Below are 17,799 nucleotides of genomic sequence, written 5' to 3' on the forward strand. Positions count from 1 at the left end.
TGTTTAGGGATATATAATGAGGCATGAAAATTTCTCCGCACCAGTTGATTAACGCCGTCCATGATCAGACACGCCTGCGCATTATTTACCTGCTGAATCAGTACAGTGAGCTGTGTGTTTTTGATTTGGTGGAAGGTATCGACACCAACCAGCCAAAAGTCTCACGCCACCTGAAAGTGTTGCGAAGCGCAGGGATTATCAATAACAGACGGGATGGAACATGGATCTACTACCGTATAAATCCTGAGCTCCCCACCTGGGCCAGTCGCGCGTTGAACAACCTGTTTGATGGCTGCGCCAACTACAAGCCCTATACGGAAGATATGCAGCGCCTTGAAAGTATTCTAAAAAGAGATTACTGAAATCCCGTACACCCTGAGTCCTGCTTCAGTAAAAGATTCTTATATATATGTTTAATCGAATATATAAAAAGATTGTTAAGACTGAAACACAGATCTGCTCCAGACAATAGTATCAGGTGCAACTGACATTTATCAGAACAACCTGAATCCTTCCGTTGCCTGTCAAGTCGCAACCTGATCAACCGATCCTGTCGATACAGACCGATCAAGAAAATCGGGGAGCGTTGATTACAGGGCCGGAACCAAATCCAACAGAACTGTCCCAAATGGCGTACCGGCCATGGCGATGCTTCAGCAGGCCTTATCTACAGGTCAGCGGGTTGTTATTTTCCGACGGGTCAGACAAGCTGTACACCAGTCCGCCCTGCTCCGGGTTTTGTTTAGCAGAGAAGATGTTGTCAGTTTAATGAAACCGTTGCTCATCATCAGTCACGTCGCCAGTAGTCATCCCGACTACCTGTGTGAGTATCTGGAACAGCGCGACCTCCCCTATCAACGCTTCTGTGTGGAATCGAGCGACCCCCTGCCCGATCCCGAGCAGATTGCCGGCCTGGCGCTCCTGGGTGCACCGCTGAGCGTGAACAGTGATCTGGCGTGGATCCACCAAGAGATAGCGTTGGTACGCCACTGTGTGGAGCGAGCCATTCCGGTACTCGGTATCTGTTTTGGCAGTCAGTTGATCAGCAAGGCATTTGGCGGCTTGGTATTTACCGCCCCGGCCATGCAGATCGGCTGGCACCCGGTGACAACCACTCAACAGTGCCAGGAACTCTTTGTCGATCTCTCCATGCCGGAACAGTTCACCGCCTTCGAGTGGCATGAGGAGACCTTTACCCTGCCAAACGGCGCCATCCCGATGTTTAGCGGCGGCTGCATTGGCAACCAGGGGTTCCTCTATAAGAGCTGCCTGGCGGTGCAGTTTCATCCTGAAGTGACCGACCAGATCGTACGCGACTGGGTAGCTCAATTCGAAACCTGCGTCGAAAAGCCCACTATCTGCCGCCAGGACCGGGATGCCATCCTGCAGGATCTGCCGCAGAAACTGGCGGCCATGCGACAGATATCCGACAAGCTGTTCGACTGGTGGGTCAGCCAGTCTGTCACCGGGGCCTAATCCCGATAAACTGCAAGGACACTTTAATCGGGCGGGGCTTCCGCCCGCGGCAGTTTCGGTTAGAATGCGGCATATTCTCAATTCCAATTTATAGAGTCCATGAACGATAACCCTTTGAATATCGTTACTTGATTCAATGTTTTTTTAATCACCAGCCAGGATTACAGCTATGCAATTTCGTCCATTCAATCCCCCTGTCCGCACCCTGATGGGCCCCGGCCCTTCCGATGTCCATCCGCGCATTCTGGAAGCGATGTCCCGGCCCACCATCGGCCACCTGGACCCCGCCTTCATCCAGATGATGGAGGAGGTGAAGACGCTGTTGCAGTACGCATTCCAGACCAAAAATGAACTGACCATGCCGGTATCGGCCCCCGGATCCGCCGGGATGGAGACCTGCTTCGCCAATCTGGTGGAGCCCGGTGATCAGGTCATCGTCTGTCAGAACGGCGTGTTTGGCGGCCGCATGAAGGAGAACGTGGAGCGTTGCGGCGGTATCCCCATCATGGTTGAAGACACCTGGGGAGAGGCGGTTGACCCGGACAAGCTGGAGACTGCCCTGAAGGCCAATCCGGAGGCCTGTATCGTGGCCTTTGTACATGCTGAGACATCCACCGGCGCCCAGTCGGATGCCGAGACCCTGGTAAAACTGGCCCACCAGTATGACTGTCTGACCATTGTCGACGCCGTCACTTCCCTGGGCGGCACGCCGATCAAGGTGGACGAGTGGGAGATCGACGCCATCTACTCCGGCACCCAGAAGTGCCTCTCCTGCACCCCTGGTCTGTCACCGGTCAGCTTCAATGAGCGGGCCCTTGAGAAGATCCGCAACCGGAAGCAGAAGGTCCAGAGCTGGTTCATGGACCTGAACCTAGTGATGGGTTACTGGGGTGGCGGCGCCAAGCGCGCCTATCACCACACGGCACCCATCAATGCGCTGTACGGTCTGCATGAAGCACTGCTGATGCTGCAGGAGGAGGGACTCGAGAACGCCTGGGCACGACACCAGAAGAATCACCTGGCGCTGCGGGCCGGGCTGGAGGCGATGGGCCTCACCTTCATCGTCAACGAAGGGGATCGGTTACCCCAGTTGAATGCCGTCTCCATCCCGGAGGGCGTGGATGACGGGGCTGTGCGCAGCCGTCTGCTTAACGAATACAACCTGGAGATCGGCGCGGGACTGGGCGCCCTGGCCGGCAAGGTGTGGCGGATCGGCCTCATGGGTCACGCCAGCCGTGCCGAAAACATCCTGCTCTGCATCAGCTCCCTGGAAGCGATACTGTCGGAGATGGGTGCCGATATCAGCCAGGGGGTGGCCATTCCAGCCATGCAAAAGGCGCTGGCCCAGGCCTGACAAACCCCAGCCGGCTCACCACACCCCGGGGCATAAACCCGGGGTGGCGGTGGCCCGGCCCTTCACCGCCAGGGGTTCAACCGGTGGCGGCGGATTTCTCGAACGCCTCCCGATGCAGATTGATAAAACGGATATCTTGCGGATAGGGAAATACGTCTGCATGGATGCCGCGACCGATATCCAGCTGCCGCTCCCGCCAGTAGTGGGCGTCAAACAGCTCCGGATGCAACTCCAGCAAGGTCTTGCGAATCAGCGGACTGGCGCTCAGGAAAGTGAGAAACTCTTCAGGAAACACATCGTCATCGGCCACTGAATACCAGGGCTCGCTGCTCATCTCATCCTCCGGTGTGCGGGGTGGCGGGATCTGCCGGAAATTGCACTCGGTCATCCGGGTGATCTCGTCATAGTCGTAGAACACCACCTTACCCTGCTGGGTCACCCCGAAGTTCTTGAACAGCAGATCGCCGGGAAAGATATCCGCCGCCATCAGCTGTTTGATGGCCAATCCCCAGTCGTCCAGCATGGCCCGCTGTATCTGCGGCGGGCTTTCAGCCAGGCAGATATCCAATGGCGTCATCCGGTTCTCGATATAGAGGTGGTCGATAATGACGTTATCCCCGTCCATCTCCAGCTGGGAGGGTATCGAATCCTCCAGCTCCGCCATCAGCTCCGGGGCGATGCGATCACGGGGAAAGGCGGTTTTCGAGAACTCCAGGGTATCGGCCATGCGCCCTACCCGATCGTGCAACTTAACCTGCAGGTAGCGCGCCTTCACCTGCTCGTGGGTGATATTCTTCTGCGGCGCGAAACGATCCCGGATCACCTTGAAGACAAAGGGATAAGAGGGCAGGGTAAACACCATCATCACCAGCCCCCGGACGCCCGGAGCAACAATGAAGCGGTCGTTACTGTTGTCCAGGTGGTGCAACAGGTCCCGGTAGAACTCATTCTTGGCCTGCTTGTGGAATCCGATGCTCATGTAAAGCTCCGCCAGCGGCTTGTTGGGCATGATGGATTGCAGGAAACAGACCGTGGCGGCGGGAATGGAGTTGTTCGCCATAAAATAGGCGCGGGCAAAACTGAACAGCGCCTCCACCTCCTCCTGGCCAGTGAGCAGGGTATCGACAAAGATGGTCCCCTGATAGTTGAGCAGCGGCATCACCAGCGGCTGCACCTCATCACCACTGACCACCCGGCCAATCAGGTAAGCCGCCTTGTTGCGATAAAAGGGCGCCTCCAATACGTCGATACGCAGCGCCTCGTCGGGCCGTTTGCCGAATGGGGAGCGGGTACGGAAGGCGTTGGCCACATGGCCGATGTCCCGCTCAATATCCTGATAGGGTATACGGAAGTAAAAAGCGGACAATATCTCCCGCAAACAGGTCTCCAGTCCGCCATCCTTCAGGTAAAAGGACATGAAAACCCGGTCACGCCGGGTCAGCGCCTCCCGGTCCACGCCCGATTCGATAAAGATCTTGTCGTTATCGAAATACTGACGGTCAAACATCTTGCAGAAGACCGAGTTATAGAAGGTCTCCGCCAGCTCCGGACGTCGGTAGTTGACCAGGTACTGCTGGTACTGACTCTTCACCTGCTGCCACAGGGCATCATCCACCTGGGAAACATCGAACGTGGAGCGTACCTTGCTGATCGCCTCCTGCACCCGGCGGTCGTAAAAGCTGATCCGATCCACCGATGCCTGGCGGATCGCTTCCCAGTCAGCCTGCTCAAAACTCTGCCGCACCTGGCTGGTAATCTCCTGAAAAAAGGAGAAGTGACGCTCAAAGCCGGTGAAGATGGTTCTGGCCAACTGCTGTGCAAGGTCTCTCATTTACCCATACTCCTCTCAGTTGTGGCGCCGGTTTATAAGGAGCATGCCACATTAAATATTTATTACTACCCTATTTTCTTCCGCGTTGCAGCATAAAGAATTTCAATACAAAGGATTAAAGTATTTATCGTTCCTAATACTGCACAATTGCGTATGCTCTATCCGGTTCACAGATCTATTTGCTTGTTATTATTAGGGTTTTACCTGAGTTTCGGGTATTTACCGATGAGGCAGCCTGGGAGATACCAGAGATGACAGCCGCTCAATTCAGCACCGCAAGCACCGGTCAGCGCATTCGGGTCAATGCGCCACTGGCAGAGGGTCAGGAACGGATTCTGACGCCAGAGGCGCTCCGTTTTGTTGCCGACCTGGAGCAGCGTTTTGGTCAGCGCCGCCAGCAACTACTGGGGCTGCGGGCAGATCGGCAGCGTCGTTTCAATGAAGGCGAACTGCCCGCATTCCGGCCGGAAACCGCGGAGCTCCGGCGCACCGCGTGGCGGGTAAAGCAGACCCCGGCCGATTTGCGAGGGCGGCGGGTGGAGATCGTCGGCCCGGTGGATCAACAGAGCGTGATGAGCGCCTTCCAGTCCGGCGCCAGCTGTTTCGTCATGGACTTCGAGGATAGCCACGCACCCACCTGGAACGGCACACTCGAGGGCCAGCTTAACCTGTATGATGCTGTGCGCGGCGACTTCGATCGCCCGGACGCCGGCAACGGACAGGATCGGGGGTCGGACTCCAGCAGAATCGCCCTGAGCATGCGGCCCCGCGGCTGGCATCTCAGTGAGACCCATCTGCAAGTGAACGGTAATCCGGTCTCCGCCAGCCTGTTTGATTTTGGCCTGTTCATGTTCCACAACGGCCTGCAACTGCTGGAACAGGGCGCGACGCCCAGTTTCCACCTGCCTAAGCTGGAGAGCTATATCGAGGCACAGCTTTGGAGTGATCTGTTCGCCTACACCGAAGAGAGCCTGGGCCTGAACCATGGCGACATCTGCTGCACCGTAGCCATCGAAACCCTGCCGGCGGCCTTCGAGATGGACGAGATGCTTTACGCCTTGCGGGATTACGCACTTGGTCTAGACTTTGGTCGTCGTAACTACATCTTCAGTTTCATCAAGCGATTCCAGGCCGACCCTGCCCGGGTGCTCCCGGAGCACAAGCAGATAACTGTAGATAGCGGTTTTGTACAGGCCTGTTCACGCCTGTTGCTTGAAACCTGCTATCAGCGCGGTGCCCATGCAACCTGCGCCATTGCCGCAGCAATGCCCGCCGAGGCAGACAGCGACGCGGTGAAACGGCTGGAAGCCGATCTGGCACAGCCACTGACCGAAGGGTACGACGCTGTCCGGGTGACCCATCCCGGCCTGGTGAGCCTGGCCAACCGCCAACTGGAGCGCTGTCCGTCGCGGGCTGATCGCCGCCCGACTGAATCAGCCGTCAGTGAAGCCGACCTGTTGCAGCCAGCGCAAGGAACGATCACCGCGTCCGGCTTCGGTGACAATATCAGCCTGGCGCTGCACTACCTGGCCGGCTGGTTGGGTGGACAGGGGACCGTAATGATCAACCATTGCCTGGAAGATGCCGCCTCTGCCGAGATCGCCCGAGCCCAGATCTGGCAATGGATACAACACCCGCGGGGGATTTTGGAGGATGGCCAGGAGATCACGATCGAGCTGTTTCAGCAAAAACTCTCCCAGGAGTTGGAGCGGGTACGACAGGAGATCGGCGAACCGGCCCTGACAACCGACCACTACTCGACAGCAGCGGAACTGCTGGGCGAACTGGTCGACACAAACCATTTTATCGAGTTTCTTACACTGCCCGCATACCATAAGCTGGCCTGATTTAACCGCATAGCCAATACCATTGATCCCCCCTTCTACCGGAGGGATGATTGAACGGAGGAGGTTTGATGACTGCAATACTGAAGGAGATTGTTCTATGAACCGTAAACAACAGATCGAAGCCTTGGAAAAAGATTGGGCAGAGAACCCCCGCTGGAAAACCGTTAAACGCGGCTACTCTGCTGAAGACGTCGTCCGTCTGCGCGGATCGGTGCAGCCCGAATTTACCTATGCCAAGCGCGGTGCCGACAAGCTGTGGGATCTGGTCCACGGCAGCGCCAAGAAAGGGTATGTGAACTGCATGGGCGCCATCACCGGCGGTCAGGCAATGCAGCAGGCAAAAGCGGGCATCGAGGCAATCTACCTCTCCGGCTGGCAGGTAGCGGCCGATGGCAACACCTCCGAAACCATGTATCCGGACCAGTCGCTGTACGCTTATGACTCGGTACCCACCATGGTGCGGCGTATCAATAACGCCTTCAAGCGTGCCGACGAGATCCAGTGGGCCCGGGAGATCGGCCCCGGTGACGAAGGCTATATCGACTACTTCCTGCCCATCGTGGCAGATGCCGAGGCCGGCTTTGGCGGTGTTCTGAACGCCTTCGAACTGATGAAGAACATGATCTCCGCCGGCGCTGCCGGTGTGCACTTCGAAGACCAGCTGGCAGCGGTCAAAAAGTGCGGGCACATGGGCGGCAAGGTGCTGGTTCCGACCCAGGAAGCGGTACAGAAGCTGATCGCTGCCCGCCTGGCAGCGGATGTGTGCGGTGTTCCCACCCTGCTGCTGGCCCGTACCGATGCCGAGGCGGCCACCCTGCTGACCTCCGATTTCGATCCCAATGACAAACCCTTTGTCACCGGTGAGCGTACCCCGGAAGGCTTCTATAACGTGAAGAACGGCCTGGAGCAGGCTATCTCCCGCGGTATCGCCTACGCCCCCTACGCGGATCTGGTCTGGTGTGAAACCGGTACACCCGATCTCGGTTTCGCCCGCGAATTTGCCCAGGCGGTACTGGAGAAGAACCCGGGTAAACTGCTGGCCTACAACTGCTCGCCCTCGTTCAACTGGAAGAAGAACCTGGACGACGCCACCATCGCCAAGTTCCAGGATGAGCTCTCCGACATGGGCTACAAGTACCAGTTCATCACTTTGGCCGGTATCCACAACATGTGGTACAACATGTTCGACCTGGCCTATGACTACGCCCGCGGCGAAGGTATGAAACACTATGTGGAGAAGGTCCAGGAGCCCGAGTTCGCAGCCCGCGAAAAGGGTTACACCTTCGTCTCCCACCAGCAGGAAGTGGGTGTCGGTTACTTCGACGACGTGACCACCACCATTCAGGGTGGCGCCTCTTCGGTGACAGCGCTGACCGGCTCCACGGAAGAAGAGCAGTTCGAGGGTTAATTACCGGAACTGACGGCACAACCGGTCACATCCGCAAGGGTGTGGCCGTTTTTTGTAACAGGAGGAGAAAAAGATGACCCAGGCACCCACTTCTCTGGAAAAGACCGCCGATATCTATGACGAACATGAGACCGACATCCAGGTCTGCGAACCGATCTTCCGGGACTACGGCGGCCACATCCGCTTCAGCGGCCGGATTGTCACCATCAAGTGCCATGAAGACAACTCCCGGGTCAAAGAACGGCTGGGCCAACCCGGCGAAGGCCGGGTCCTGGTAGTGGATGCCGGTGGCTCCACGCGCTGCGCCATGCTGGGGGATCTGCTGGCGCAGAAAGGCGTCGACAATGGCTGGGCCGGCATACTGATGTATGGCTGCATCCGGGATGCCCGGGAGATCGGTGAGATGCCGATCGGCGTCAAGGCACTGGCCACCATCCCCAAAAAGAGTATCAGGAAAGGGGCCGGCGAGACCGATCTGCCGGTGACTTTTGCCCAGGTAACCTTCCGCCCAGGCGACTGGTTGTATGCGGATGAAGATGGCGTGGTGGTCTTGCCGGCCGGGGAGTAACCCGGGCTGACCGGTGTGCAGACAAATCCCTATAGCAACTTTAACCTGCTGACACTAAACTCTTGGTATCTGTTTGAAGAGAGGATCCTGCAAACGGTCCCGCAACCAATCGTACGATGAGTTTTACCATACCTAAGCACCTGAAGAAGGGGCGGGGAATGCACGCCACCTTGCTGGCCTGCCTGCTCAACCTGATAGCCTGCGGGATTGTCAGCGCCTCCTCCACAGCCCAGAGTTCGGCGCCAGCGGAAGGCAGTAACATCACCCTGGTCACCGCCCATCTGCTCCCTTTCAGCATCCAGGAGGGGCGACAGCAAGGCTTCATGGTGGAACTGGTGCGGGAGATCGAGCGACGCCTGGGCACCAATCGACCGGTGCGGTTCCTGCCCTGGCCAAGGGCATACCGCAACGCCCTGGTGTCACCGAATCACGTCATCTTTCCTCTCGCCCGCACCCCTGAACGGGAGGCGGATTTCGACTGGGCGATTAAAGTCGCCCCTCTGACGCCGGTCTTCGTGACGCTGAACGGTCGGCAACTGGACCTGGACTCGGCCCGCCAACAGGGCGCCATTGCGGTGCAGCAGAACAGTCCGTTTGAACAGTATCTGCGCCAGCACGGTTTCACCAACCTGATCATCACCACCAGCGCCGCACCCATCCCTATCCGCATGCTGCGGGCTGGCCGGGTGGACGCCTGGTTTACCGCCCGCGACCTGGCATCCTACTCGATGCGGGAACAGTTCGTCACCGAACCGATCACCTACAGTGAGCCGGTCTTCTCCGTCGACATCTATATCGCCTTCTCCCGGGCGTTTCCGGCCGAACTGAAGCAGGCCTACCTGGACACTTTTGCACAGATAAAAACCGACGGCACCTTCACACGCATCATGGGCGACTATCTGACAAACGCACCCTGAGCCAGGATGAACCGATCGAGCAGCCGGCCATCACAAGGGGGCCTGCCTGGATTACCCGGGCAAAGCCAAATCAGCAGTGGTCGCCCGTAACTGATCCACCAACTGCCGCTCCTGGAGCCGATCGAAGTGGGTCACATCCAGGGGCACACAACCACCAGCCATCTCGTACCAGCCATAGCCACCGCTCCAGGGTGGCAACGCCCGACTGCCCTGGGGCATACGGGGCAGACAGTAGAGCACACCGGGATAGGCAATCAGGTTATAGGGCACTTTATGGCCGTGCAGTTCCAGGATAAAACGCCACGCCTCCTGGGCAGAATCAAATCGGTAACAGGTCGCCGGATAGGGTTCTTGCCCGCCGTTGTGAGCCCAGTGGGCGGCGCTCACGGGCAATGGCTCATCCCGCACAAACAGATGGAAATGGAGGTGATTCACTGAGGCACAGGCCCCGTAACTGTTATAACCGACACCAACCCCCGGCAGCCCCTGCCCCAGGCCCGCCACAACCTGCCAGAGGTAGTCATGATCGGACTGCTGCAGGTACTGGGGCCGTCCCTCCCGGGCTTCCGGCACCAGCAGCCCCAGCAGCCGGACGAAGGGGAACTTGTTGTACAGCAGGGTTACATCCCGCCCCTCCAGTCTGCCGCGCCAGAATATCTCCTTGCGCAGAAAAGGTTTGGCAAAATGAAATCCGTCCGGATCAAAAGGTGCCGCCAGCCCGGTCACCCGCTGCTGCACCATACGGGGTGGTCGCAACACCCGCAGCGGGTTGAACTGCAACTCCCAGGGGCCGGCATGGCGCAATCTGATCGGGCCGAGATGATCCAGTCCCAGGCTCATCAGCTGGGAAAAGACGGCCCGATCATCCACGGCGTCGTCCAGGGAGTCCCCCGGTCGCGCTGACAGCCGGGAAAATTTCTGCCGCAATGGCCCGGACAGGCCGTCCCAGATCTCCGGCTCCATCATGGCGTTGGCCAGCACCAGAATAAACACGCCCAGCTCATCGTATCCCGACAACATGGTATTGAGACCAGCGATAAAGGCGCTCTGATAAGTTTCCGGTGATTCAAACAAAGAATGGCTCATTAAATTTCAGTCTGGGTTGATTAGTTCACATTGGGACATGGTAGCACCCGCCACAGTTAGCGCAGAGACCAGCGTCAGGCTGTTACTTATGGTAACGAAATTCCCCGCAACCGCACACCCTAACGCTACCTGCGGTAACAGTAAACCTTATCTGCACAAAGCCCGAAATTGGCCTATATTCAGTATCTTGTTGATAAAAATATCAATTGTTTTTTCTGGCCTAAATCATGCAGAATGAAGCGCGGTCGCGAAGAAGGAGTTTCAGAGTCACAAGCTGTTATGGCACTCCGCCTCTACGTGGAACGGTCATGATCCACCCGCAACCGACCGGCACGTAATAAAGAGCGAACGCGCACTACTAATAAACCGGAGGACTTAATAATGAGTACACAAGACCCGTCTGGCATGGCCTATTGGAAGGCCAATGTCAGGCTCATCACAATCTGTCTGGTGATCTGGGCCGTATGTTCATACGGATTCGGCATCATCCTTCGCCCCATGCTGTCCGGCATCCATATCGGCGGCACCGACCTCGGCTTCTGGTTCGCACAACAGGGCTCCATGATCGTCTTCCTGGTGTTGGTTTTCTTCTACGCCTACAAGATGAATCAGCTGGATCGTCAATTCGACGTACATGAAGACTAAAAATTAAGGGGTCCGAATTAATGGAACTACAAACACTTACTTACATTGTCGTCGGCCTGACCTTCGCGCTCTATATCGGCATCGCCGTATGGGCCCGGGCCAGCAGTACCGGCGAATTCTACGCTGCCGGTCGCGGCGTGCACCCGGTAGCCAACGGTATGGCTACCGCCGCCGACTGGATGTCAGCCGCATCCTTCATCTCCATGGCCGGAATTATCGCCTTCCAGGGCTATGACGCCTCCCTGTTCCTGATGGGCTGGACCGGCGGTTATGTACTGCTGGCAATGCTGCTGGCGCCCTACCTGCGTAAGTTCGGCAAGTTCACTGTGCCGGAGTTTATCGGCGATCGCTACTATTCCCAGACCGCCCGTGTCGTGGCGGTGATCTGTCTGATCGTCGCTTCACTGACCTATGTAATCGGTCAGATGAAGGGTATCGGCGTGGCCTTTGGCCGCTTCCTGGAAGTGGAGTACGACACCGGTCTCTACATCGGTATGGCTATCGTGTTCTTCTACGCGGTACTCGGTGGCATGAAGGGTATCACCTACACCCAGATCGCCCAGTACTGCGTACTGATCATGGCCTACACCATTCCGGCCATCTTCATCTCCCTGCAGTTGACCGGTAACCCGATCCCGCAGCTGGGCATGTTCAGCAACACCGTGGCGGACAATACCCCGCTGCTGGCCAAGCTGGACCAGACCATTGTGGATCTCGGCTTCGCGCAATATACCGCGCAGAAGACCAACACGCTGAACCTGGTGCTCTACACCTTCTCACTGATGATCGGTACCGCGGGCCTGCCCCACGTGATCATCCGCTTCTTCACCGTACCCAAGGTGAAGGACGCCCGTTCATCCGCTGGCTGGGCACTGGTGTTCATCAGCCTCCTCTACACCACCGCTCCGGCCGTGGGTGCCATGGCCATGCTGAACCTGGTCCATACGGTACAGCCGGGGGCTGTTGCGGCAGCTGATGGCGCACTGGAGTACGCTGAACGTCCCCAGTGGTTCAAGACCTGGGAGACCACCGGTCTGCTCAAGTTCGAGGACAAGAACGGTAACGGTCGCATCGAGTACCGTGGTCCGAAAGCTGAAGGCACTGCCAACGAGTTGACCGTCGACCGTGACATCATGGTACTGGCCAACCCGGAGATTGCTCAGCTGCCAAACTGGGTTATTGCCCTGGTGGCCGCAGGTGGCCTGGCTGCGGCGCTCTCTACCGCGGCAGGTCTGCTACTGGCCATCGCCTCCGCCATTTCTCATGATATGTTGAAGGGTATTTTCAATCCCCAGATCACGGAGAAAGGCGAACTCATGGCGGCCCGTATCTCCATGGCGGGTGCCATTGCGGTAGCGGGTTATTTCGGTCTGAACCCCCCCGGCTTCGCCGCCCAGGTGGTGGCGCTGGCGTTCGGTCTGGCCGCCAGCTCGATCTTCCCGGCATTGATGATGGGTATCTTCAACAAACGCATCAACAACACCGGTGCAGTCACCGGCATGCTGGTGGGCCTGGGTACCACCCTGCTCTACATCTTCTGGTTCAAGGGCTGGTTCTTCATTCCGGGTACCGCAATGTCCGCCAATACGCCTGACAACTGGCTCCTGGGTATCTCACCCGAGGCGTTCGGTGCGGTAGGCGCGATACTGAACTTCGCATCAGCCATTCTGGTATCCAAGGTGACCGCAGAGCCACCCGAGCATATCCAGCACATGGTCGAGGACATCCGTACCCCCCGGGGTGCAGGTGGAGCCACCGGCCACTAATCACAGTTAGTCAAATGTGATGTTAAGATAGGGCCTGCCTCGCGCAGGCCCTTTTTTTGTGCCCCGGGATGAAAACATATGATAAAAAACAGGGGCAGCCTGGGCGGCCTTTTAAGATACACCCATAGATGGAAGAATCACGGCTGAACAGCCCGACTTTGCCTGCCGGGTGACGCAGTGGCCTGCCACAGCGATCGACTCCAGCGGCCAGGCACACCGGACACGGAACCGATAACTATAAATGGCCCCGGGCAGTGACCGGGATCAACCAACGGACCAGATGCGCCAGCACCCCTGGCAGACCAGGAGCAGAACATGGAAATTGAACTGATTGAGATCCGGGACTTTCTCGCCGCCTACCACCCCTTCAACCAACTTCCGGCAGAGGCACTCAACCAGATGCCGGAACTGCTGCAGGTGAGGTATTTCAGGCGCGACAGCACCATACCCGATACCGGCAGTATCGATGACTATCTCTACCTGGTACGCAGTGGCGCGGTGGAGATCCATGGCACCCAGGACGAACTGCTGGCCCAACTGGGTGAGGGGGATCTGTTCGGTTATCGTGCATCCCACATGGAGGGGCACGCGGAGTTTCGGGGCACGGCGATGGAGGACAGCCTGCTCTACCTGCTGCCGGCGTCCGAAGTGGACCGCTTCTGCCGGGAGCACCCACAGTTTTCCTATTACTTTGAACCGGCCGGTGGCGACCGGCTACGTGACGCCATCAGCGGTGCCGGTGAGGTTGGCAGCGCCCAGTTGGGACTCATGACCACCCAGATCGGCGATATGATCAGCCGTGCCCCGATCAGCATGCCACCCAGTGCATCCATCCAGGAGACCGCCGGCGTCATGTCGGAAGAGCGCGTCTCCTCAATCCTGATCACTGAAGAGAGCAAGCTGGTTGGTATTGTCACAGACCGGGACTTGCGCCGCCGGGTGGTGGCCAAGGGGCTGGACACCAGTCAACCCGTGAGTACCATCATGACCGCCGACCCCCAGACACTGGAGGCGGGCGACTACGCCTTCGATGCCATGTTGCAGATGGCCCGGGCCAACATCCATCACCTGCCGATACTGCGGAACGGCGAAGTGGCCGGTATGCTGACCGCGACCGACTTTGCCGAGCGCAACTCCACCTCGGCGGTCTACCTGGTCGGTTCCATCTACAAGCAGCACGAAGTGGAGGGACTGGCCAGCATCAGTGCCAAGCTGCCACAACTGTTGACCAACCTGGCCGCGGCCGATGCCACGGCCAACAGTATTGGCCACGTTATTACCGCCGTAGTGGACGCCATTACGGTGCGCCTGTTGCAGCTGGCCGAAGAACAGCTGGGTCCACCACCGGTACCCTACGCCTGGGTCGCGGCTGGCTCCCAGGCGCGCAGCGAACAGACCGCCAAGTCGGATCAGGACAACTGCCTGGTACTCGACAACGCTTATGACGAGAAGGCCCATGGCACCTATTTCAAGACACTCTCCCAGTTTGTCTGCGACGGCCTGAACGCCTGCGGTTATGTCTACTGTCCCGGTGAAATGATGGCCGTCACCGATAAATGGCGTCAGCCGATGGACAGCTGGAAGCGCTATTTCAACCAGTGGGTCAATCAACCCGAGCCGAAGGCGCTCATGTTGACCTGCGTATTTTTCGATCTGCGCTGCATCTACGGCGAGAAAGAGCTGTTCAGGGAGCTGCGCCAATACCTGCTCGACAAGACCCGTGGCAACCAGATCTTCCTGGCCTACATGGCCGGTAACGCCCTGAACTCCAAGCCGCCACTGGGCTTTTTCCGCAACTTCGTGCTGATCAGCGGCGGCGAACACGACCACACCTTCGACCTGAAACACACCGGGATCGTGCCGATTGTGGATCTGGCCCGGGTGTACGCCCTGGCTGCCGGCAGCCACGCCATCAATACCCAGGACCGGCTCAAGGAGGTGGCAGCCGGTGGCGAGGTGTCCCACGGCGGCGCCCACGACCTGCGGGACGCCCTGGAGTTTGTCAGCTCCCTGCGCATCCGCCACCAGGCCCGGCAGATCAAGGCGGGCGAGGCCCCGGACAACTACATGTCACCGGATGACCTGTCCCATTTCGAACGCAGTCATCTGAAGGACGCCTTCTCGGTTGTCCGTACCATGCAGAATGTACTCAGCCAACGGTACCAGAGGTAGCCGGTGTCGATCTGGAAGTATCTGTTCAACCTGGAGGAGCGCCGAAACTGGTGGATGCGCAAGATGCCGGACGGGCCGCTGCGGGAGTTTTACGACACCCCATTCCCCTCCCGGGAGAATGATTGGCGCCAGGTGGACTACCTGGCGATTGACTTTGAAACCACCGGACTGGAGGCGGGTCACGATCAGCTCCTGAGCGTCGGGTACGTTACCCTGCGGGGTGACCGGATACTGCTGGGTGATGCCGCCCACACCCTGATCAGACCCACTATGGACATTCCGGAGTCGTCCGCCGTGGTGCACGGCATTCTGCATGACCGGGCTGCCGAGGCCCAGCCCCTGGAGGAGGTGTTACCGGGTATTCTGGACGCCTTGAAAGGCAAAGCGCTGCTGGCCCATCACGCTGCCATCGAGTACGAGTTCCTCAATCACGCCTGCCAGGACCTGTACGGTTACCCCTTTCTCTGTCCCGTGGTGGATACCCTGGCACTGGAGGTGCGCCAGTTCCGACGCGAGGATCGCGCCATCCGCTCCGGCGATCTGCGCCTGGCCAAGGCCCGGGCTCGCTACGGCCTGCCCCGTTACCCGGCCCATAACGCCCTGACGGACGCCCTGGCCGCTGGGGAACTGTTCTTGGCCCAGGCCGCCTATCGGCGCACCAAGCGGGCCCTGCGACTGAAAGACCTGGTGGTGGTCAGCTAGACCACCACCACAACATTACTTACCCGACGATTTAGCCGCCCCATCACCCAGGCCCAACTCCAACGCCAGCACATTATCCACCAACCGATACCCGGTGCGCCGCGCGGTCAGCATCAGGAACAGGGTCTGGGTGCCATACAGAAACAGGTAGATAGCGACGATCTGGAACGGTACGCCGAGATTGATCACCCAGCCAATCAGGAAAAAAACCAGAAAATAGAGCGCCAGTACGTAGAGGTCCCGCAACATACTCCAATGAATCCGGGTATTCAGCACTACCGGCTTGCCCGACTGTCGCAGATAGGCCTCCTGCCACACCTCGGTCTGCACCTTGCGACTGAATCCGGCGTCCTTCACCCGGGAGAACTTCGCCTGCAGATCTGCCGCTTCGAACGGTTGTTTGCGACTGGACAGAAAGACATCACTGGCGGGATGGGGATACTGGCCACGGGCATAGAGCAAGCGGTTTTTCCAGCTATCTGACAACCGCTGCACCAACAGCGCCCCGGCCACCGCGATCAGACTGCATATAATCGCCACATACACTATCTGTGGACTCAGTTGGTCCCAGGCGGCGAGACTGATCAAGAAAGGATCCAATCCAAAAGGGAGTTGCAGCATGAACAGATAGAGCATGATGCCGTTGAGGGCGGCGAAAACGATCACCAGCGCCAGGTGAAAAAACGAAAGGAATTTCATGGGAGTGGATTGTCCGGCTGGTTTGATTGGTTGCTCATTACGGGTATTTCACGTGATTTAACAATAAATGGCAACTCTATCCATCAGCAACTGACTACCGCCCAACGCGTTTGCATCGCCAGAACGAAATCGGCCGTACAGGCACTGCCACGGTCACCCCTGCAGGAAGCCGCAGGAGCGAATCCTGTATGGACTACACTTATCAAAGTCCCACCAGAAACAGGCATGATCTGATGGGCACGATGGAAACGGAGACAGGCCTGACTGAGCAGATATCAGGTGGCGTCACAAATCGCCACAGCCGGGCGCTATCTTATGAGTATCCACATCTCACCATTAAAAAAGTATCAGAAGGAGTAGACCATGGGGCGAGTAGCATTGGTAACAGGCGGCACCCGCGGCATCGGCGAGGCAATTTGTGTCGCATTGAAAAACAACGGATATGAGGTCGTGGCCAACTATGCCGGTAATGACCAAGCCGCCGCCGAATTTACAAAACGTACCGGCATTCAGGCAGTAAAATTCGACGTAAGCGACTTTGATCAGGTCACCGCCGGCATCGCATCGATCGAATCATCCAGTGGGCCGGTCGAGGTATTGGTCAACAACGCCGGTATCACCCGCGACGGCACCATGCACAAGATGGGTTTCGACCAGTGGGATAAGGTTATACAGACCAACCTCGCCTCCTGTTTCAACACCTGTCGCTGCGTGATCGACGGCATGCGTGAGCGGAATTTCGGACGCATTGTCAACATCGGTTCAGTCAATGGACAGGCCGGCCAGTACGGACAGGTCAACTATGCCGCCGCCAAGTCCGGTATCCACGGCTTTACCAAGGCCCTGGCCCTGGAGGGCGCCACCAAGGGGATTACCGTCAACGCAATCGCGCCGGGCTATGTGGAGACAGACATGGTCCGGGCGGTACCGGCGGAAGTGTTACAGAAAATCATCCGCACCATCCCGGTTGGCCGCTTGGGACAACCGGAAGATATCGCACGCAGCGTGCTGTTTCTTGTGGATGACAATGCCGGATTCATCACCGGATCCACCCTCTCCATCAATGGCGGCCAGCACATGTACTAGCAACCGCACGGGGCCGGGCATCATGCCCGGCTCCGGCCCGGCCTGATCCACCGATCACCCCGCCCGAAAAGCCAGCTGTTCACCGTTCTGACCTCTCCAGTACCCGCACAGGCCAAGACAAAACCAAAACCAGAACATTAGTACAATCGTCCAATTATTTTTTATATTTTTTGTTTTTGCGCCGCACAAAACCCCTGTTTTCTGCTATTATCCGCGCACACCAGCGGTGTATATGGACCAAT

General features: G+C 58.0%; 15 protein-coding genes. 12 read left to right on the forward strand and 3 right to left on the reverse strand.

The window, feature by feature from the left end:
- Positions 1-23 precede the first annotated feature (23 nt).
- From AAY24_RS10810 to AAY24_RS10820, 3 genes are all read left to right on the forward strand, one after another.
- Positions 24-362, forward strand: a complete 339-nt coding sequence (locus AAY24_RS10810; RefSeq protein ID WP_046859688.1) for a metalloregulator ArsR/SmtB family transcription factor — start codon at positions 24-26, stop codon at positions 360-362.
- A gap of 406 nt (positions 363-768) precedes the next feature.
- A complete protein-coding gene (locus tag AAY24_RS10815; protein WP_052761193.1) occupies positions 769-1,476 on the forward strand; it encodes a type 1 glutamine amidotransferase in 708 nt (235 codons plus the stop codon).
- A 169-nt stretch (positions 1,477-1,645) separates the two neighbouring features.
- On the forward strand, positions 1,646-2,830 hold the full coding sequence (locus AAY24_RS10820) for a pyridoxal-phosphate-dependent aminotransferase family protein (protein ID WP_046859689.1): 1,185 nt from the start codon (positions 1,646-1,648) through the stop codon (positions 2,828-2,830).
- A 76-nt stretch (positions 2,831-2,906) separates the two neighbouring features.
- On the opposite strand, the gene aceK is transcribed toward AAY24_RS10820, so the two are convergent.
- The gene (gene aceK / locus AAY24_RS10825) at positions 2,907-4,661 is read right to left on the reverse strand and encodes a bifunctional isocitrate dehydrogenase kinase/phosphatase (RefSeq protein ID WP_046859690.1); all 1,755 of its coding nucleotides are present in this window, start codon (positions 4,659-4,661) and stop codon (positions 2,907-2,909) included.
- Between the two features lie 251 nt (positions 4,662-4,912).
- Between aceK and AAY24_RS10830 the strand changes: the two genes are divergently transcribed.
- From AAY24_RS10830 to AAY24_RS10845, 4 genes are all read left to right on the forward strand, one after another.
- Complete coding sequence (locus AAY24_RS10830; RefSeq protein ID WP_052761194.1) at positions 4,913-6,508, forward strand: malate synthase; 1,596 nt, start codon at positions 4,913-4,915, stop codon at positions 6,506-6,508.
- 97 nt (positions 6,509-6,605) lie between these two features.
- The gene (aceA, locus tag AAY24_RS10835) at positions 6,606-7,916 is read left to right on the forward strand and encodes an isocitrate lyase (RefSeq protein WP_046859691.1); all 1,311 of its coding nucleotides are present in this window, start codon (positions 6,606-6,608) and stop codon (positions 7,914-7,916) included.
- 73 nt (positions 7,917-7,989) lie between these two features.
- Positions 7,990-8,484, forward strand: coding sequence for a ribonuclease E activity regulator RraA (gene rraA, locus AAY24_RS10840; protein ID WP_046859692.1), 495 nt, complete (start codon positions 7,990-7,992; stop codon positions 8,482-8,484).
- 116 nt (positions 8,485-8,600) lie between these two features.
- Positions 8,601-9,401: a substrate-binding periplasmic protein gene (locus AAY24_RS10845; protein ID WP_082117117.1), complete on the forward strand. Its 801-nt coding sequence runs from the start codon at positions 8,601-8,603 to the stop codon at positions 9,399-9,401.
- Positions 9,402-9,452: 51 nt separating this feature from the next.
- On the opposite strand, the gene AAY24_RS10850 is transcribed toward AAY24_RS10845, so the two are convergent.
- Positions 9,453-10,487, reverse strand: coding sequence for a GDP-D-glucose phosphorylase 1 family protein (locus AAY24_RS10850; RefSeq protein ID WP_046859694.1), 1,035 nt, complete (start codon positions 10,485-10,487; stop codon positions 9,453-9,455).
- Positions 10,488-10,868: 381 nt separating this feature from the next.
- Between AAY24_RS10850 and AAY24_RS10855 the strand changes: the two genes are divergently transcribed.
- From AAY24_RS10855 to AAY24_RS10870, 4 genes are all read left to right on the forward strand, one after another.
- Complete coding sequence (locus AAY24_RS10855) at positions 10,869-11,132, forward strand: DUF4212 domain-containing protein (RefSeq protein ID WP_046859695.1); 264 nt, start codon at positions 10,869-10,871, stop codon at positions 11,130-11,132.
- Positions 11,133-11,152: 20 nt separating this feature from the next.
- On the forward strand, positions 11,153-12,898 hold the full coding sequence (locus tag AAY24_RS10860) for a sodium:solute symporter family protein (RefSeq protein ID WP_046859696.1): 1,746 nt from the start codon (positions 11,153-11,155) through the stop codon (positions 12,896-12,898).
- Between the two features lie 315 nt (positions 12,899-13,213).
- Positions 13,214-15,070, forward strand: a complete 1,857-nt coding sequence (locus AAY24_RS10865) for a putative nucleotidyltransferase substrate binding domain-containing protein (RefSeq protein ID WP_046859697.1) — start codon at positions 13,214-13,216, stop codon at positions 15,068-15,070.
- A 3-nt stretch (positions 15,071-15,073) separates the two neighbouring features.
- Positions 15,074-15,772, forward strand: coding sequence for an exonuclease domain-containing protein (locus tag AAY24_RS10870; RefSeq protein ID WP_261340323.1), 699 nt, complete (start codon positions 15,074-15,076; stop codon positions 15,770-15,772).
- Positions 15,773-15,787: 15 nt separating this feature from the next.
- On the opposite strand, the gene AAY24_RS10875 is transcribed toward AAY24_RS10870, so the two are convergent.
- A complete protein-coding gene (locus AAY24_RS10875) occupies positions 15,788-16,471 on the reverse strand; it encodes a hypothetical protein (protein ID WP_046859698.1) in 684 nt (227 codons plus the stop codon).
- A gap of 363 nt (positions 16,472-16,834) precedes the next feature.
- Here AAY24_RS10875 and phbB point away from each other — a divergent pair, with 363 nt between their 5' ends.
- Positions 16,835-17,557 carry an acetoacetyl-CoA reductase gene (phbB, locus tag AAY24_RS10880; protein ID WP_046859699.1) on the forward strand — a complete coding sequence of 241 codons (723 nt, stop codon included), beginning with the start codon at positions 16,835-16,837 and terminating at the stop codon, positions 17,555-17,557.
- Positions 17,558-17,799: the final 242 nt, after the last annotated feature.

Origin of the sequence: Sedimenticola thiotaurini (assembly GCF_001007875.1) — a bacterium.
Taxonomy (GTDB): Bacteria; Pseudomonadota; Gammaproteobacteria; order Chromatiales; family Chromatiaceae; genus Sedimenticola; species Sedimenticola thiotaurini.